Raw genomic sequence first — 16662 nt, 5'->3', positions numbered from 1 at the left:
GGCCAGGGAATACCTTACAATGGCATGCTTAACTCAAATATTACTGATAAAGTCAAGGTAATGTCCTTTGGCGTAAAGCTAGGGTTTAGGTTTAAGTTGAATTGAGACTACTAGATGAATCCTTTAGAAAGAGAGGGGGAGGGCCGGGAGGTTCTCCCCTTTATCATATATCCACCCTCTCCCGAAGCATGTACCCTTTTCCGGAAGAGCCCGTATCCTTTCCAAAAAAAGGGTGCATCCTAATTGAAATTAGCATGCACCCTTTGTCATATCTTTTTTGTTGCCGTCGGGCAACCCGCTGTTTCTTTACTCTTCTTTCTCCTTCTTCTCCTTGTGGTTCAGTATCAGCGTCGAAGGCATCTTCTGCAAGGCTTCGCGGCGATGTTCGGAGACGTCGTTCCAACTCTCGTAGCTGATCAGCATGAAATTGTAGCTGCCGAAAATGGCGGCGGTCATGTCCTTGTCCGCCAGCAGGGAAGTCTGTTTGGTCGACTCCGTGAACTGGCTGATGGCATGGCGTATCTTCTCGTTGCCCGGCGTGGTGGAGCTGCTGCGGTCGAGGATGGCGGCCGATCCGTGCGTCGTCTTAAGCAAAGTTGCGGTATAGTCCAGGAGGAACAGGTCGTTCTCCGAGTCGATCACCACGATCACATTGCTGGCCTTCACGAAACCCCGGTTCACGAATACGCCCACGTCGCAATTGCTTTTCCCGATAAACATCTTCGTCTTGTCCTTCAGCAACGCACCCGGATAAAACCACGATTCGGGCGCCTTGAAACGTTTGAAGTACTTGTTGTAGAAAGAGGTGCGGTAACGGTTCGCCTCGATGTCGTCCGGCTGGTTGCTCATCGAGATGCCCGAGCCCACGAGCAGGAAGTCGAAGCCCTCGTTGTTGGCGATGTCGGTGATATCCTGTCCGGCGTTGTTCGACACCTCGTAGCGCGTATCGATGTTTACCCCCAGCTTTTTTGCCCCGTAGAGGATAGGGCCGAAGCTCACTTCCTCGAAGTTATCGGTGTGGAGCGGGTTCACGTCCGACCCCACCGTCAGGTGCAACGCCGTAAGGTCTACCTGGTGCCGCTTATGGGCAAACATCTGATAGGCCACGTCGAGCATGATCTGTCCGTTTCCGGCACGCCCGAACGACAGCAACACCTTGAAAGTACCGTCGGCTACATCCACCGCCTTGTATTCCTTGATCTTCTCCCTCGTCTGGAAGCAGAACTTGATGAACGACACCAGCGGGATGGTCATGAAGGTAGTCACCAACGTCATCAGCACCAACATCACGAAGATCGAAGGGGGAAGTATCTTCATTTCGTAGCCGATGGTGAGCACCACCAGCTCCATCAACCCGCGTGTATTCATCAACGCCCCGATATACAAGCTGTCTTTCCAGCTCTCTCCCACGAAACGGGCGGAAAACATCGCGCCGCCGAACTTACCGATGATGGCAACGATGATGAAGATCCCGCACATCCACCACAGCTCCGGGCTGTTGAGCAACCCGATCTCCGTGCGCAACCCCGTCGACACGAAGAACAACGGCAGGAAGAGTGCCAGCGACACGTCTTCCACCTTTTCCGTCATGATTTTGCGGAATTTCACGTTGCTGGGCATCACCACCCCCGCGATGAAGGCGCCGAACAGGGCGTGCAGCCCCAGCATTTCCGTCAGGTAAGCCGAGATAATCAGCAGGAGGAACATAAAAGCGACCAGACCTTTGTCGATCACTTCCTTATTATGATAGATATGCCCGATCATCCGCAGGAACGGACGCACGGCAAAGAACATGAAAGCGATGTAGATAACGGAGAAAAGAATATTGTAGACCGCACTCAGCATCGACCCGGCCTGTGCGATGGCAATCACGACGGCCAGCAGGCACCAGGCCGTGATGTCGCCGTTGGCCGCGCTGGCGAGCGAGATCGTCCCCAGATGCGTGCGCGTCAACCCCCGTTCCTGTATGATACGTGCCAGCACAGGGAAGGCGGTGATGCTCATGGCGATGCCGATGAACAGGGCAAAGGAGAGGAAAGGCGTGCTTTTATCGGCGTAGGTGTCGTAGACGAAGTAGGCGGTAAGCATCCCGCAGAAGAAGGGCACGATGGTACTCGTGTGGCTGATCAGGATCGTTTCCTTCAGCTTCTTCCGTACCTCGGTGATATCCAGCTCCATACCGATGGCAAACATAAAGAGGATCAGCCCGAACTGGCTCAGGATGGTGATGTTGGCCAACGACTCGATGGGGAAGAGGAACCCCGACACTTCGGGCATGATATGCCCCAGCACGGACGGCCCCAGCACGATACCGGCCACGATCTCGCCGATAACCGTCGGTTGCCCGATCTTCTGAAACAACCACCCGAACAGGCGGCAGGTAATCAATATCGTGATGATCTGCAACAACAGGATCCCGATTGGCGACTGGATATGGTGCTGCATCAGTTCCCAAAAAACGGAAAAACCTTCACCGAGGTCTTTAGGGGCGTCGTAGGCGGATGTCATGGCGCTTTCCAACTGTTGGCTCTCTCCTTCTTTGGCGACAAAATACATCAATGAACCGAATACAAGGATCATCACTACATAAAAGGTAATACTCTTTGTTCCTCTACTCATATGTTGCATGGGTTTGATGCAAAATTAAGAAATATCCCGGGAATATCAATACGGTATGTTTTTTTCTTTTATCTTTGCGCTAAACCAATCTCAAATAAATCATGGAGTCGCTGAATCTAATAAAGAATGACCCTTGGCTTGCCCCTTATAAAGAGGCGATAGAAGGACGGTATCAATACGTGATTGATAAGGAAAAGAGCTTGACTAACAAGGGGAAACAAACCTTGTCGGAGATGGCTTCCGGTTATCTGTACTTCGGCCTGCATAAGACCAACAAAGGGTGGGTGTTCCGCGAATGGGCCCCGAATGCCACAGCTATCTACCTTATAGGTACGTTCAACAACTGGAAAAAAGAGGAACAATATAAGATGAGACGCCAGGGCTACGGCGTCTGGGAAATTGCGCTCGAAGAAGAACTTCTCCACCACGAAGACCTGTTCAAGCTGCTGGTCGAGTGGGACGGAGGTAGCGGCGAACGTATCCCGGCCTGGATACGGCGTGTCGTACAGGACGACGCCACCAAGATATTCAGTGCCCAGGTATGGAACCCGGCTGTGCCGTATAAGTTCAGGAACAAACGGTTCAAACCCAATACCGCCCCCCTGCTGATCTACGAATGCCATATCGGTATGTCGACCAACGAGGAGAAAGTGGGCTCATACGATGAGTTCCGCCGCAACATCCTGCCGCGCATCGCCCGCGAAGGCTACAACGCCATCCAGATCATGGCCATACAGGAACATCCGTATTACGGCTCGTTCGGTTACCATGTGAGCAGCTTCTTCGCCGCCTCGTCGCGTTTCGGTACGCCCGAAGAGCTGAAAGAACTGATAGACGACGCACACGGCATGGGCATCGCTGTTATCATGGACATCGTGCATAGCCACGCCGTCAAGAATGAAGTGGAAGGACTCGGCCGTTTCGACGGTTCCTACAACCAGTATTTCCTCAGCGGTTCGCGCCGCGAGCATCCGGCCTGGGACTCGCTTTGTTTCGACTATGGCAAGAACGAGGTACTTCATTTCCTGCTCTCCAACTGCAAATTCTGGCTCGAAGAATATAAGTTCGACGGTTTCCGCTTCGACGGTGTTACTTCCATGCTCTACTATAGCCACGGGCTGGGTGAAGCCTTCTGCAATTATGGCGATTACTTCAACGGACATCAGGACGGTGATGCCATCGCTTACCTTACGCTGGCCAACAAGCTGATTCACGAGGTAAACCAGCATGCGATCACTATCGCCGAGGAAGTGAGCGGCATGCCCGGCCTGGCAGCCAAGTACGAAGACGGCGGATATGGCTTCGATTACCGCATGGCGATGAATATCCCCGACTACTGGATCAAGACGATCAAGGAGAAGAAAGACGAGGACTGGCATCCGTCGTCCATCTGGTGGGAAACGACCAACCGCCGGGCCGACGAAAAGACGATCAGTTATGCCGAAAGCCACGACCAGGCTTTGGTAGGAGATAAAACCATCATCTTCCGCCTGATAGATGCCGAGATGTATTGGCACATGCAGAAGGATGACCATAACTTCGTGGTTGAACGCGGTGTCGCACTCCATAAGATGATACGCCTCGTGACGGCTTCGACCATCAACGGCGGCTACCTCAACTTTATGGGCAACGAGTTCGGGCATCCCGAATGGATCGACTTCCCGCGCGAAGGCAACGGATGGTCGCACAAGTACGCACGCCGCCAGTGGGAGCTGGTAGACAATATGGATCTTAAGTACCACTACCTGGGCGACTTCGACCGCGAGATGATCGAACTGATCCGCAGCGTGAAGAATTTCCAGTCTACCCCGATACAGAAGGTGTGGGACAGCGATGGCGACCAGATACTGGCCTATATGCGTAAAGACCTCGTGTTCGTATTCAATTTCAGCCCTTCCAAGTCGTTTACCGACTATGGCTTCCTCGTCCCCGCAGGCGAGTATGAGGTGGTTTTGAACACGGATGCCGTCCGTTTCGGTGGTTTCGGCCTGGCGGATGATACGATACATCATTTCACACAATTCGACCCATTATATAAAAAAGAGAAAAAAGAATGGCTTAAACTTTACATACCGGCACGCAGTGCTGTTGTATTGAGAAAAGTAAAGGTAAAGAAATAACCAAAAAACAGAAACACAGTATGTTATATCCAATGACATTCAAGCCTATCCTCAAGAAGATCATTTGGGGGGGCTCAGACATCTGCCCGTTCAAGGGTATCACACCGGTAGAAGAAGGTATCGGTGAAAGTTGGGAACTTTCGCACGTGGAAGGTAACTATTCAATAGTAGAGAACGGCGAGATGGCCGGCAAGACGCTCGACGAAATGATACGCCGCTACGGCACTCAGTTGCTGGGTGAGAAGGTGATCGAGCGATTCGGTACGACTTTCCCCCTGCTGATCAAGTTTATCGACGCCCGCGATGATTTGTCGATCCAGGTACACCCCGACGACGAATTGGCAAAGAAACGCCATAACTCTTTCGGTAAAACGGAAATGTGGTATGTGATAAATGCCGCCAAGGGAGCTGCCCTCTATTCTGGTTTCTCGCAGCAGATCGATGCCGACGAGTACGTGAAACGGGTGGAAAACAACACCATCATGGACGTTCTCCAGCGTTATGAAGTGACACCGGGCGACGTGTTCTTCCTGCCCGCAGGCCGCGTCCACGCTATCGGCTCCGGATGTTTCATCGCCGAGATCCAGCAGACCAGCAACATCACTTACCGTATCTACGACTACGATCGCAAGGATGCCAACGGCAACGGACGCGAGTTGCACACGGAGCTGGCCAAGGATGCCATCGACTATACCATGCTGCCCGACTACCGCACGCATTACAAGGCTCATACCAACGCAACGGTTGAGCTGGCCGACTGCAAGTACTTCACAACCAACCTGCTGGATATCGACACGATCATGGTGCGCGACTTCTCTGAACTCGACTCCTTCGTGGTATATATCTGCATGGGCGGCAAGGCTTCCATCCGCGATAACAAAGGAAACGAGATTTTCGTCCATCAGGGACAGACGGTGTTGATCCCGGCCGATACCCAGGTGGTGACGATCTCCCCGTCGCCCGATGCCAAGTTCATGGAAACTTATATAGGCGACTGATCCTATACCTTATTATAACAGGCGAGCCGGAAACTTTCATTTCCGGCTCGTTCTTTTTTATCTGTACCGCTCGTTGTTGTATGCTGCCGCCCTAGATGCTGCGTCCGGGGTAGGGGAACTGCGTCAGTCCCTTGTACATGAACTGGTAGGTGGGGACGCTGATGCCCAGTGCTTTGGCTTCGCGCACCACGTAGCCGGTCAGTGTCTCGACTTCCGTCTGCGAACCCTTCCGGAAGTCACTGTGCATAGAGGTGGTCGATCCGTTCGGCATCATCTTCTGCGACTGGATGGAGGAGAACACGATGTCGTCCGGCAATTCGATGCCTTTGGCCTCTGCAACGCTCTTGAGCTCGTATCCGAGGGTGATAAAGAAGTCGTTGTGGTTCTCTATCACATCGTTGATCGGCTCGTTGAAGTAGGAGGTGATCGTGGCGGCGGTCGAGATCATAAAGAATTTCTTCCAGATCTCCTTGTCGATATCGTCGGGGTTGGTCACTGCGATGCGTGCACGGTGCAGTATGTTGCGGAGCGTATATTGATGCTCCCAGTCCTCATAGTTGCTGCCGAAGAAGAGGCGGTCTTTCAGCGTGAACTTCTCCACATGTCCGGGAGATACCAGGCGCGCGCCGATATAGACGCAGCCTTTCCATACCTTGTTGGCGGGAACCATCTGCTGGATCCGTTCGGTAATGTCGGCACCGTTGAGCAAAGGGATGATAACGGTGTTAGAGCCGATCACAGGCGCGAGGTGCTTCACGTTATCTTCGAGGTCGTAACTCTTCGTACACAGGAACAGGTAGTCCACCGGCCCTATCTCGGCCGGGTTGTCGGTTGCCAGCGTCGGACGGGTAGTGATCCGCCTGTAGGATTTTTTTATCTGTAGTCCGTTCTCTTTGATGGCTTCCAGGTTCTTACCACGTGAGATGAAAAAGATATCCACGTCGTCGTTGTTTTCGTAATAGGCAGCCAGCGAACCACCATAGTATCCGCCCACGGCCCCTATTCCGGAAATAGCAATTTTTACTTTACTCATATCTGTTATATAGGAGTTTTCAAGTTTATATTCTTAATGGTAGCGCAAAGATGAAAAATAAAATCGAATCCTCTTATACGAGTTTGAGTTCTTTTAGAAAGTCGGGAAAACTTTGTTCAAAATTAACACCGAACCGATAATCAGTCTTTGCCTTATAGGTGCGCCGGATACTGTCTGCCGTAAAATTCACCGCGATGGCAGCCGATTCGGTCAGGCTGAAATCGTTCATCAGGGCCGATAGGAGGGCACTGGCGAAGACGTCGCCCGTCCCGTGGTAATAGCCCGGTATCTTTTGGGTGAAAACGTAGTCGATCGTGTCGGTAGTCCGGTCGTAAGTGGCCGCCCCGAGTTGATCCTCCTTGAAGTAAACGCCTGTGAGTACGACCTTTTGGGGCCCCAGTGCCCCCAGCTTGCGGAGCGTGCTCTCGATGTAGGCGTGGGTATAAGGGCCGGGATGGAACGGCTCGTCGAGCAGCAGAGCCGCCTCGGTCAGGTTGGGGACGATGATATCCGCTTTCTCGCAGAGTGACCGCATTCCGGCGGCAAACTCACGGGTGAAGATGGTATAGAGCTCGCCGTTGTCGCCCATCACCGGGTCGACCAGGATCAGGTTGTCGTCGCGGCGGAACATATCGAAGAATTCCTTTACGATGTCCTGTTGCTCGAACGATCCGAGGAAGCCGGTGTAGATGGCGTCGAACCTGAGGTCGAGCGACTTCCAGTGCTTCATGATCGGCCGCATATCGTTGGTGAGGTCGCGGTAGGTGTATCCGCTGATGCCTCCGGTATGGGTCGACAGGATGGCGGTGGGGAGGGCTGCTGCCTCGATACCGGCTGCCGAGAGGATGGGTAAAGCTACTGTGAGTGAACATTTTCCGAAGCCGGAAAGGTCGTGTATGGCTGCGACCCTTTTTTGGTGTGTCTTATTCTTCATTTTCTTACTTTTTATATCAATACAACAAGAGGCAGCCAGGAAATGTTGGGAACCGTTCGGGGTTGTTTTCCTGACTATCAAAAATAGGCAGTTTTTGGCAAAAACGAAACAAAATTGTTATGAAATGAGTAAATTCTTTTCCCGGAGGGCGTTTTTGTCTTTTTTAGAGGATTTCCTTCCGGATGTGCCCTACATTTATAAATATCGTAACCGAAATAGCTGAAGATAGGTGTAAAACAATGGTTTTGGTGGAATATCTTTACATCAAAGTTTTTGAGAGCTTTTTCGAGCCTGCTTGATTAAAATTTACATAGATGATTACAGTTGAAATGACTTTTGCTAAAACTGATCTCTTCCCGTTGTGGTCGGGAGGAGGCGAAAAGGTACAGAGATCAATGTTTGTTTCCCGTCGGCGGAAACGTGGTGCTTCACCGGTATGGGGTTGTGACGACTCAGCAAATGGTAAAAAAGAAGACCAGGAAGCGAGCTACAAACCGGATTATACGGGTGCTTTTATTACGGACTGGGAGATCTCCGGTGAAATACATATACCGGAAAAGGGCAATAGACCCGGTTCTGATTTTATAGTGGATTGGATAAATTAAAATGTGAGAATAGTTTTTTTTATGTAATTGGTGAAATCATACTTTTTACTCTATAACGTTAATCCTCATATCTAATAACGTTGTATCCCAAGCCCTTCATGGGGCAAACATCCGCTCTGTTCGTGAGAATAGGGCGGTTTTTTTGCTATGCCGTAATACGAAAATAGTCTTTTACAGATTTCTGTAAAAGACTATTTTTTGTGACCCGGGAGGGGCTCGAACCCTCGACCCAATGATTAAGAGTCATTTGCTCTACCAACTGAGCTACCGAGTCAACATGTGTTGGTTTTTTATAGAGTGACCTGGGAGGGGCTCGAACCCTCGACCCAATGATTAAGAGTCATTTGCTCTACCAGCTGAGCTACCAAGTCATTCATGCCTCAGGTTGTTTCCTGATTGCGGGTGCAAAGATAGAGGTTTAATTTTTCTTTGCAAACTTTTCGCCCGCTTTTTTCAAAGGAATTTTACTCGAATTCAAAAATATCAGACGGCGTGGTGCGCTTAAGTGCTACAAGAGAGACATCTTTGCCTACCCGAACCCCCTCCTGAAAAAGACGAATATCGATCGTCTTATAGGCAAGTTCCGGATGGTTATTGTCGCGGCTCAGGTGGCACAACCAGATATCTTTCAGCTTCGGGTCGTAGTTGGCGGCCAGAAACTCGGCAGCTTCACGATTGCTCAGGTGACCGGTCGGACTGGCTACGCGCTCCTTCAGGAAGGCCGGATAAGTTCCGAAGCGGAGCATCTCCTCGTCGTAGTTTGCTTCGATGATCAGGTGGTTGGCCATGCGCATATAACGGGTCACCGTGTCGGTGATATGGCCTACGTCGGTGGCGAAAGTGAATTTATGCTCGCCGTATTCTATATAATAGCCTACGTTGTCGGTGCTGTCGTGAGGCACTTCGAAGGCCGTGATGTTGAAGTCGCGGATGGTAAAGGGAACCTCCTTTTCGATGATCCGCCGTGAAGTGTACAAAGTTTCTTCCACATACCGGCTCTTCTCTATTCCCCGGTGAACATCGGCGGTAGTATATATCGGGAGGTTCATTTTCTCACCCAGGCAACCGACGGTTTTAATATGGTCGGCATGGTCGTGAGTGATCAGGACAGCCACGATTTTAGATATGTCGATCGCTTTATCTTTCAACACCTTCTTGATGGTACGGATACCGATACCAGCATCAATCAATATCCCGAATTCGGGAGTACCCAGATAATAGCAGTTACCACTGCTTCCACTTGCTAAGCTTAGAAATGATAGTTTCATATTCTTCAAATCCGCATCGCGGCTCATTCTGTTTTACATAGTATATATATTCAAGAACGGAACGCATCCGGGATCGTCACTTCCCCGATGAGCGAACAGTTCATGTGATCCTTCACCTCCTCCGGACTCAGTCCGTGGCCGAAAAGGAACATCAATTTGGTGACGGCACTTTCCGTCGTGCTGTCGAACCCGCTTATTACGCCGGCTTCGAGCAATTTATGCCCTGTCTCGTACCGGTGCATTTCCACGCTTCCGGCACAGCACTGGGTGACGTTGACAATCACGATTCCCCGGTCTACCGCATCCCTGAGCATAGTCAGGAACCAGTCGTAGCTGGGGGCGTTGCCGCTTCCGAACGTTTCCATCACCACCCCTTTCAGATCCGGGATATTGAGGATGCTTTCCACTACCTGGGGAGAGATTCCGGGGAAGAGTTTAAGTATCGCAATGTTCCGGTCGAGCAGGTAATGCGGTTTGAGCGGTTTGCGCGAAACCGGGTGATAGACCTGCCCCGTATCGTATTTGATATAAATACCCGCATGCGCCAACGCCGGGTAATTATAGGAACGAAACGCGTTGAAGTTGTCGGCATTGATCTTGCTTGTCCGGTTGCCCCTCAGCAGGTCGTTCTCGAAAAAGATGCATACTTCGGGCACCACCGGCACGCCGTTTTCCTTGGCTGCGGCGATTTCGATCGCTGTGATAAGGTTTTCCTTTCCGTCGGTACGCAGCATCCCGATGGGTAGTTGCGACCCGGTGAAGATAACCGGTTTGCTCAGGTTCTCGAGCATAAAGCTCAAGGCGGAGGCTGTGAACGACATCGTGTCCGTGCCGTGCAGTATCACGAAACCGTCGAACTGGGCATAGTTGTCGGCAATAATTTTCACAATCTTCATCCACGATTCCGGCCCCATTTCCGACGAGTCCATCGCCGGGTCGAACTGGATGGTCGACACCGAATAGCCCAACTTCTTCAGCTCCGGCATGTTATCTCTAAGATGCTGGAAGTTAAAAGATTCAAGTACTCCGGTTTCGGGATTTTCAATCATTCCGATTGTACCGCCTGTATAGATTAGCAAGATAGAAGCCTTATCCTTCTGATCGTTCATGTTTACTGTCATAGTGCAAAGGTAATAAATTATTCTTCTCCCTTCAATACCGGGACGCTTATGTGATACTTTACGGCTATAATGCGCATGAGGAATACTCCCAGGGCCGACGAGAACTGTGTTATGGCCGGGCTAAGTCCCGCCAGCATACAGAGGTAATACACAAATCCGCCGAACACGCAGGCCAGTGCGTAAATATCTTTCCGGAAAATCAGGGGTTCTTCGTTAATTAATATATCCCGTATCATCCCTCCGAACGAACCGGTGATCGTCCCCATCACGATAGCCACCCACATAGGGAAGCCGAACTCGATCGTTTTGGCGATACCCACCACCACGAACAGTCCCAGACCGATCGCGTCGAAGATAAAGAAGGTGTTGTTCAACCGGATAACGTATTTACGGAAAATGATAACAAACAATAACGCAAGTGCCGATACTGTTAAATAAGATGTCTGTTCCATCCAGAACGGTGTGGCATTTAGTAGAATGTCGCGTACCGTACCTCCACCAACGGCTGTGACTAACCCGACCACATATGCCCCGAACCAATCAAATTGTTTGGCAGAAGCGAGTCGGATACCGCTAATTGCGAATGCAAAAGTTCCGGTATAGTCGCAAAAGGTGATAAAATCTATCATTTTGTTTTTTCTGCAAAAATAAGTATTTCCTTTGGATTGTGGATGTTTATAGTGAGACAACCTAACAATAATTTAAACCAAACGAGTCCTGTACTGTTAATTATGTATAAGTTTGCATGAACGAAAAGGTATATGCATAGGTTAAAAGATTGTTAGAGAATGAAAAAGATTATATGGATGGGATTGCTTTCCTTGTTCTCGCTCCAGTGGGCATGGGGGCAGCATTTCCCTAAAATGGATACGAGAAATTACGTGAGCGACTCCACTTATTTCATGCCGAAGAAGCCCTGGCTGGCAGCAGCTGAAGTGTTCGGATTGAACATGGGGATCTGGGCATTCGACCGTTTCGCCCTCAACGCCGACTTCGCACGTATCAACGGACATACGATAAAGAGCAATTTCCGACGCGGCCCGGTTTGGGACACCGACATGTTTTCGACCAACCTCGTGGCGCATCCCTACCACGGTTCGCTCTATTTCAACGCCGCCCGTAGCAACGGGATGAACTTCTGGCAATCAATCCCTTATGCGGCAAGCGGAAGCCTGATGTGGGAATTTTTCATGGAGAACGAACCGCCTTCGATCAACGACCTGCTGGCCACCACCTTCGGGGGCGTGGAACTGGGCGAGATCACCTACCGCCTTTCGGATCTTTTTATCGACGACCGTACGAGCGGTGCCGAACGTGTTGGCCGCGAGATCCTCTCCGGCCTGATTTCTCCTGTCAGGGGGATCAACCGCCTGATCACAGGGGAGGCCTGGAAGCACCGGGCGCATAAGGGAAGAACTTACTCGTACGTCCCCGTGAACTTCATACTGACCGTCGGGCCGCGCTTCCTCGCCGAGCAGGAACATTCCAAGCATGGGACGACCAGTATGCATGTCGGCCTGCGGTTGGATTACGGCGACCCGTTCGAAGATAAGTTCTATTCGCCCTACGAATGGTTCCAGTTGCGTGCCGGGTTCGACTTCTTTTCGAGCCAGCCCGTCATCACCCAGGTGAACGCCATCGGTGCCCTGTGGGGCAAGCGTGTTTGGGAGAAAGGAGCCCGTTCGCTCACCGCCGGAGTTTTCCAGCACTTTGATTATTACGACTCGCAACTACGTTCGAGCGAAGGAGGGAAGGTGGCGCCCTACCGCATCTCCGAAGCCGCAGCTGTGGGAGGGGGGATCATCTATTATAAGCGGGCCGAACCCGACGACAAGGTGGATGCCTTCGGCTCGTTCTACCTCAACGGTGTGGCGCTCGGTGGTGGCTCGTCCGACTATTTCCGCCTCGACAATCGCGATTACAACATGGGAAGCGGCTACAGCGCGAAGGCCTTCTCCGGCTTGACTTACAATCGCCACTGGGCTTTCTTGCTCAACCTCGAGAACTACCATATCTTCACCTGGAAAGGATACGACCCGGATATCGACCTCTCGACCGTCGATCCGCACACTTTTAACGTGCAGGGCGACAAGGGACATTCGCGCCTGACGGTGATGGAGGTGCGGCTGATGTATCTTTCCGACAAGAAGTGGAATATCAGCCTGTCGAACCGTTATTTCTCGCGCCGCACCCATTATACCTACCACGACGACGTGAACCGTTCGACTTACGACCTGCGTCTCAGCATCGGGATGAAGATCTGACGTTCAGTTCTTTTTCGACCGTTCCAGCTCGTTGAGGTTTTCCATCTTCTTGCGTTGGAGGAACTCGTAGATACCCTCCAGATGTTCCGTCACCCGCTGGTTGCCGAACTCGTAGACTTTGGTTACCAACCCGTCGAGGAAGTCGCGGTCGTGCGACACCACAATCAGCGTACCGTCGAAGTCGAGCAGCGCCTGCTTCAGGATGTCTTTCGTTTTCATGTCCAGGTGGTTGGTCGGCTCGTCGAGGATCAGGAGGTTGACCGGCTCGAGCAGCAGCTTGATCATCGCCAGGCGCGTGCGCTCACCTCCCGAAAGAACCTTCACTTTCTTGGTCGAATTTTCGCCGCCGAACATGAACGCGCCCAGCAGATCCTTGATCTTGTTGCGCACGTCGCCTACCGCCACATCGTCGATCGTTTGGAACACCGTCAGGTTCTCATCCAGCAGTGAGGCCTGGTTTTGGGCGAAATAGCCGATCATCACGTTATGCCCGATCGTCAGCGTACCGTCGTGTTCGATCTCTTTCATGATACATTTCACCAGCGTCGATTTACCCTCGCCGTTCTTACCGACAAAGGCAATCTTGTCGCCCCGCTCGATGGTCAGGTTGGCGTTGCGGAACACCGTGTGGTCGCCATACGACTTCGCCACATTTTCGATCGTCACCGGATACGAGCCGGAGCGGGGCGAAGGCGGGAATTTCAACCGCAAAGCCGAGGTGTCCTCTTCGTCGACCTCCAGTATCTCCAGCTTTTCGAGCATCTTGACACGGCTCTGCACCTGCAAGGTCTTGGAATAAGTTCCCTTGAAACGTTCGATAAACTCGCGTGTCTCGGCAATCATCTTCTGCTGCTCGTCGAAAGCCTTCTGCTGCTGCACGCGGCGTTCCTGGCGGAGCTGGAGGTAACTGCTGTAATTCACCTTGTAGTCGTAGATGCGTCCCATCGTCACCTCGATGGTACGGGTGGTGATGTGGTCGACAAACGCGCGGTCGTGGCTGATCACCACCACCGCCTGTCCGTTCTCGATCAGGAAATCCTCCAGCCACTGGATCGACTCGATATCCAGGTGGTTGGTCGGCTCGTCGAGCAACAACACGTCGGGCTTCTTCAGCAACAACTTGGCCAACTCGATACGCATCCGCCAGCCACCGCTGAATTCGCTGGTCTGGCGTGTGAAGTCCTCGCGCTTGAAACCCAGCCCGAGCAGCGTCTTTTCGATGTCGGCGTCGTAGTTGATCTCCTCGATCGAGTAGAACTTCTCGCTCAGGGTCGATACCCGTTCGATCAGCTCCATGTAGCTGTCAGACTCGTAATCCGTGCGCGTCTCCAGCTCTTTGTTGATCGCTTCGATCTCGGCCTCCATCTCATGCAGGTGGGCGAATGCCTGCGCCGTCTCCTCAAATACCGTGCGTCCGTCCTCGGTCATCAAATGCTGTGGAAGATAAGCGATTACCGTATCTTTTGGGGCCGAAACCTTTCCGCGGCTCGGTTCGCGTACCCCGGCCAGTATCTTGAGCAAAGTCGATTTGCCCGCCCCGTTCTTACCCATCAGGGCGATCCGGTCTTTCTCGTTAATCACGAAAGATATATCTGTAAAGAGGGCGCTGCCGCCAAACTCTACTGTAAGTCCATCAATTGAAATCATACGTACATTATATATATAGTAAAAAGAAGGCGCAAAGGTAGGAAAAATGTTCGTATAAGCAATCCCGCACCCGCTATGCCGATGGAAATGTAGGTTTTAGGAAGAAAAATACCCGCTTAATATTTGTTTTATGTGCATAAAGCACTATCTTTGCACCCGCTAATACAAACAGCGTAAAATAATAATTCAAACATGGCAACAAAAATTAGATTGCAAAGACACGGTCGCAAAAGCTACGCTTTTTATCAGATCGTAGTCGCAGACAGCAGGGCTCCACGTGATGGAAAGTTTATTGAAAGGATAGGTTCTTATAATCCGAACACTAATCCTGCTACAGTAGATTTGAACTTCGAAAGAGCTTTGTATTGGTTACAGGTAGGTGCACAGCCTACAGACACAACTCGTAACATTCTTTCACGCGAAGGTGTATGCATGAAGAAACACTTATTGGAAGGTGTTAAGAAGGGTGCTTTCGACGAAGCAGCAGCGGAATCAAAATTCCAGGCTTGGTTGAAAAACAAACAGGCAGCAGTTGAAGCAGTAAAGTCTAAGGATAGCGAAGCAGCCAAAGCAGCAGAAAAAGCTCGTTTGGATGCAGAAAAAGAAGCTAACAAGGCAAAAGCTGAAGAAGTAGCTAAAAAGAAAGCAGAATTAGCAGCCGCCGCTGCAGCAAAAGCAGCTGAAGAAGCAGCAGCAAACGCTCCTGTAGAAGAAGCTCCGGCAGCAGAAAGCGCAGAATAATTCGTGCAAAATGCCAAATAAAAAAGAGGATGTCTCGCTGAGAGATATCCTCTTTTTTTATGTCTGTATCCGTCACTCTTTGTCCGGTTGCTTTCCCGCTTCTATAAAACAAAAGAAGTTGTAAAACATTACATCTTACAACTTCCTTCAAATCCGTTCGTCCGGATTTTATTTCTTGCCCAGCAGGAAACCGTTGATCTGTTCAACAAACTGTTCCTTTGAAAGTGCGCCCTGCGCCAGCTGCGGTTTGCCTTTCGCCGGGATGAACAGCAGGGTAGGGATGCTTTGTATGCCGAAAGCGGCAGCCAGTTCCTTCTCGTTGTCGACATTGATCTTATAGATGATGATGTCGTTCTTATACTCTCCGGCCAGTTCCTTCAGGATAGGAGCCACCTTCTTGCAGGGGCCGCACCAGTCGGCATAGAAATCTACGATACAAGGTTTCTCACCTTCGTAAACCCACTCCGATTGGTTTTTCTCGTAATTATATACCTTGGTCAGAAAATTAGCTTTGTCCAAAACGACAACTTCGCCCTGGGCTGCCACCTTTTCCGTTTCATTCTTATCCGATTTGGCCGACATGGAACAGCTAACGAGCAGCAGTACCACCGAAATCAAGAATAAATCTTTCAACTTTCTCATATAAAACTTATTAATTCATTGATAATTATTAGATACAAAAATAGTAATAAAAAGAATATAACCCTCATCCAGTTTCCCTAAAAGAAAAATATTCATGTAAAAAGAAAAAAATGCTCCGGAAAATTAGGAGATATGAAAATTATCACTACCTTTGCACCGCAATCGAGAGAAAACGATAGCAAAACGTACTGGAGAGATGGCAGAGTGGTCGATTGCGGCGGTCTTGAAAACCGTTGAACTGAGAGGTTCCTGGGGTTCGAATCCCTATCTCTCCGCTGAACGTGCTGGACAGAAATGGTCAGCAAACGGACAAAAAGCTACAAATCAATGATTTGTGGCTTTTTTTATTGCCCGAAAGTCCTGCTTCCAAGACTTCAAAAGTACGGTAAAAGACAAAGTTTCGTTACTAAATCGTTACCTATTCCCCGCCGGACAAAAACGGTAACGATTTGTCCATAAATGACCTGATAATGACTTGATTAGTCCATAGTCTGCATAACTCGAAAACGAGAGGTAAAAATTAATTTTGCAACTAAAAAAAGTGAGTTATGAAATCGACATTCAAGGTTCTTTTTTATTTGAAGAAAGGTTCTGAAAAGAAAAACGGCGAGGTTATGATTATGGCACGCATCACCATAGACGGCAAACTTTGCCAGTTCAGTACGAAACA

13 protein-coding genes, 3 tRNA genes and 1 pseudogene are annotated in these 16662 nt (G+C 50.5%); 7 read left to right on the top strand and 10 right to left on the bottom strand.

The genetic code is table 11. The features are described 5' to 3' along the window. Positions 1 to 306 precede the first annotated feature (306 nt). Positions 307 to 2619, bottom strand: a complete 2313-nt coding sequence (locus HMPREF1536_RS26430; protein WP_028728916.1) for a cation:proton antiporter — start codon at positions 2617 to 2619, stop codon at positions 307 to 309. 101 nt (positions 2620 to 2720) lie between these two features. On the opposite strand from HMPREF1536_RS26430, the gene HMPREF1536_RS26425 reads away from it, so the two are divergent. Together HMPREF1536_RS26425 and HMPREF1536_RS26420 are read left to right on the top strand one after the other, a co-directional pair. Further along, complete coding sequence (locus tag HMPREF1536_RS26425) at positions 2721 to 4739, top strand: alpha amylase C-terminal domain-containing protein (protein WP_028728917.1); 2019 nt, start codon at positions 2721 to 2723, stop codon at positions 4737 to 4739. Positions 4740 to 4759: 20 nt separating this feature from the next. After that, positions 4760 to 5737: a type I phosphomannose isomerase catalytic subunit gene (locus HMPREF1536_RS26420; protein WP_028728918.1), complete on the top strand. Its 978-nt coding sequence runs from the start codon at positions 4760 to 4762 to the stop codon at positions 5735 to 5737. A 91-nt stretch (positions 5738 to 5828) separates the two neighbouring features. On the opposite strand, the gene HMPREF1536_RS26415 is transcribed toward HMPREF1536_RS26420, so the two are convergent. Continuing rightward, positions 5829 to 6770, bottom strand: a complete 942-nt coding sequence (locus tag HMPREF1536_RS26415; protein WP_028728919.1) for a ketopantoate reductase family protein — start codon at positions 6768 to 6770, stop codon at positions 5829 to 5831. 73 nt (positions 6771 to 6843) lie between these two features. Continuing rightward, entirely contained in the window at positions 6844 to 7704 is an 861-nt protein-coding gene (locus HMPREF1536_RS26410) for a pyridoxamine kinase (RefSeq protein WP_028728920.1), read from the bottom strand. Positions 7705 to 8018: 314 nt separating this feature from the next. Here HMPREF1536_RS26410 and HMPREF1536_RS26405 point away from each other — a divergent pair, with 314 nt between their 5' ends. Further along, positions 8019 to 8309, top strand: a complete 291-nt coding sequence (locus HMPREF1536_RS26405; RefSeq protein ID WP_225608106.1) for a hypothetical protein — start codon at positions 8019 to 8021, stop codon at positions 8307 to 8309. Positions 8310 to 8510: 201 nt separating this feature from the next. Here the strand turns inward: HMPREF1536_RS26405 and HMPREF1536_RS26400 are convergent. From HMPREF1536_RS26400 to HMPREF1536_RS26380, 5 genes are all read right to left on the bottom strand, one after another. Then, positions 8511 to 8583, bottom strand: a tRNA-Lys gene (locus tag HMPREF1536_RS26400). A 24-nt stretch (positions 8584 to 8607) separates the two neighbouring features. Then, positions 8608 to 8680, bottom strand: a tRNA-Lys gene (locus HMPREF1536_RS26395). Positions 8681 to 8773: 93 nt separating this feature from the next. After that, entirely contained in the window at positions 8774 to 9577 is an 804-nt protein-coding gene (locus tag HMPREF1536_RS26390) for an MBL fold metallo-hydrolase (protein WP_028728922.1), read from the bottom strand. A 50-nt stretch (positions 9578 to 9627) separates the two neighbouring features. Continuing rightward, positions 9628 to 10686, bottom strand: coding sequence for an asparaginase (locus HMPREF1536_RS26385; RefSeq protein WP_369800836.1), 1059 nt, complete (start codon positions 10684 to 10686; stop codon positions 9628 to 9630). A gap of 29 nt (positions 10687 to 10715) precedes the next feature. Further along, complete coding sequence (locus tag HMPREF1536_RS26380; RefSeq protein ID WP_028728924.1) at positions 10716 to 11327, bottom strand: trimeric intracellular cation channel family protein; 612 nt, start codon at positions 11325 to 11327, stop codon at positions 10716 to 10718. Between the two features lie 159 nt (positions 11328 to 11486). On the opposite strand from HMPREF1536_RS26380, the gene HMPREF1536_RS26375 reads away from it, so the two are divergent. After that, positions 11487 to 12962 carry a DUF3943 domain-containing protein gene (locus HMPREF1536_RS26375; RefSeq protein ID WP_028728925.1) on the top strand — a complete coding sequence of 492 codons (1476 nt, stop codon included), beginning with the start codon at positions 11487 to 11489 and terminating at the stop codon, positions 12960 to 12962. 3 nt (positions 12963 to 12965) lie between these two features. Here the strand turns inward: HMPREF1536_RS26375 and HMPREF1536_RS26370 are convergent, their stop codons facing one another. Continuing rightward, a complete protein-coding gene (locus tag HMPREF1536_RS26370) occupies positions 12966 to 14609 on the bottom strand; it encodes an ABC-F family ATP-binding cassette domain-containing protein (RefSeq protein WP_028728926.1) in 1644 nt (547 codons plus the stop codon). Positions 14610 to 14801: 192 nt separating this feature from the next. Between HMPREF1536_RS26370 and HMPREF1536_RS26365 the strand changes: the two genes are divergently transcribed. After that, positions 14802 to 15350, top strand: coding sequence for a 30S ribosomal protein S16 (locus HMPREF1536_RS26365; RefSeq protein ID WP_028728927.1), 549 nt, complete (start codon positions 14802 to 14804; stop codon positions 15348 to 15350). 168 nt (positions 15351 to 15518) lie between these two features. Here HMPREF1536_RS26365 and trxA read toward each other — a convergent pair whose 3' ends face one another. Continuing rightward, entirely contained in the window at positions 15519 to 15992 is a 474-nt protein-coding gene (gene trxA, locus HMPREF1536_RS26360) for a thioredoxin (RefSeq protein ID WP_028728928.1), read from the bottom strand. A 190-nt stretch (positions 15993 to 16182) separates the two neighbouring features. Here trxA and HMPREF1536_RS26355 point away from each other — a divergent pair. Continuing rightward, positions 16183 to 16267, top strand: a tRNA-Ser gene (locus HMPREF1536_RS26355). A gap of 273 nt (positions 16268 to 16540) precedes the next feature. Then, positions 16541 to 16662, top strand: a pseudogene (locus tag HMPREF1536_RS27785) (site-specific integrase); the annotation flags it as partial.

Source organism: Parabacteroides gordonii MS-1 = DSM 23371, assembly GCF_000969825.1.
GTDB lineage: Bacteria > Bacteroidota > Bacteroidia > Bacteroidales > Tannerellaceae > Parabacteroides > Parabacteroides gordonii.
This window is presented reverse-complemented; position numbering and strand designations above follow the sequence as displayed.

What these genes read in the sequence shown, in the direction of transcription:
- HMPREF1536_RS26430 (WP_028728916.1), bottom strand. Translation starts at nt 2,619, where the DNA reads ATGAGTAGAGGAACAAAGAGTATTACCTTTTATGTAGTGATGATCCTT.
- HMPREF1536_RS26425 (WP_028728917.1), top strand. Translation starts at nt 2,721, where the DNA reads ATGGAGTCGCTGAATCTAATAAAGAATGACCCTTGGCTTGCCCCTTAT.
- HMPREF1536_RS26420 (WP_028728918.1), top strand. Translation starts at nt 4,760, where the DNA reads ATGTTATATCCAATGACATTCAAGCCTATCCTCAAGAAGATCATTTGG.
- HMPREF1536_RS26415 (WP_028728919.1), bottom strand. Translation starts at nt 6,770, where the DNA reads ATGAGTAAAGTAAAAATTGCTATTTCCGGAATAGGGGCCGTGGGCGGA.
- HMPREF1536_RS26410 (WP_028728920.1), bottom strand. Translation starts at nt 7,704, where the DNA reads ATGAAGAATAAGACACACCAAAAAAGGGTCGCAGCCATACACGACCTT.
- HMPREF1536_RS26405 (WP_225608106.1), top strand. Translation starts at nt 8,019, where the DNA reads ATGATTACAGTTGAAATGACTTTTGCTAAAACTGATCTCTTCCCGTTG.
- HMPREF1536_RS26390 (WP_028728922.1), bottom strand. Translation starts at nt 9,577, where the DNA reads ATGAAACTATCATTTCTAAGCTTAGCAAGTGGAAGCAGTGGTAACTGC.
- HMPREF1536_RS26385 (WP_369800836.1), bottom strand. Translation starts at nt 10,686, where the DNA reads ATGAACGATCAGAAGGATAAGGCTTCTATCTTGCTAATCTATACAGGC.
- HMPREF1536_RS26380 (WP_028728924.1), bottom strand. Translation starts at nt 11,327, where the DNA reads ATGATAGATTTTATCACCTTTTGCGACTATACCGGAACTTTTGCATTC.
- HMPREF1536_RS26375 (WP_028728925.1), top strand. Translation starts at nt 11,487, where the DNA reads ATGAAAAAGATTATATGGATGGGATTGCTTTCCTTGTTCTCGCTCCAG.
- HMPREF1536_RS26370 (WP_028728926.1), bottom strand. Translation starts at nt 14,609, where the DNA reads ATGATTTCAATTGATGGACTTACAGTAGAGTTTGGCGGCAGCGCCCTC.
- HMPREF1536_RS26365 (WP_028728927.1), top strand. Translation starts at nt 14,802, where the DNA reads ATGGCAACAAAAATTAGATTGCAAAGACACGGTCGCAAAAGCTACGCT.
- trxA (WP_028728928.1), bottom strand. Translation starts at nt 15,992, where the DNA reads ATGAGAAAGTTGAAAGATTTATTCTTGATTTCGGTGGTACTGCTGCTC.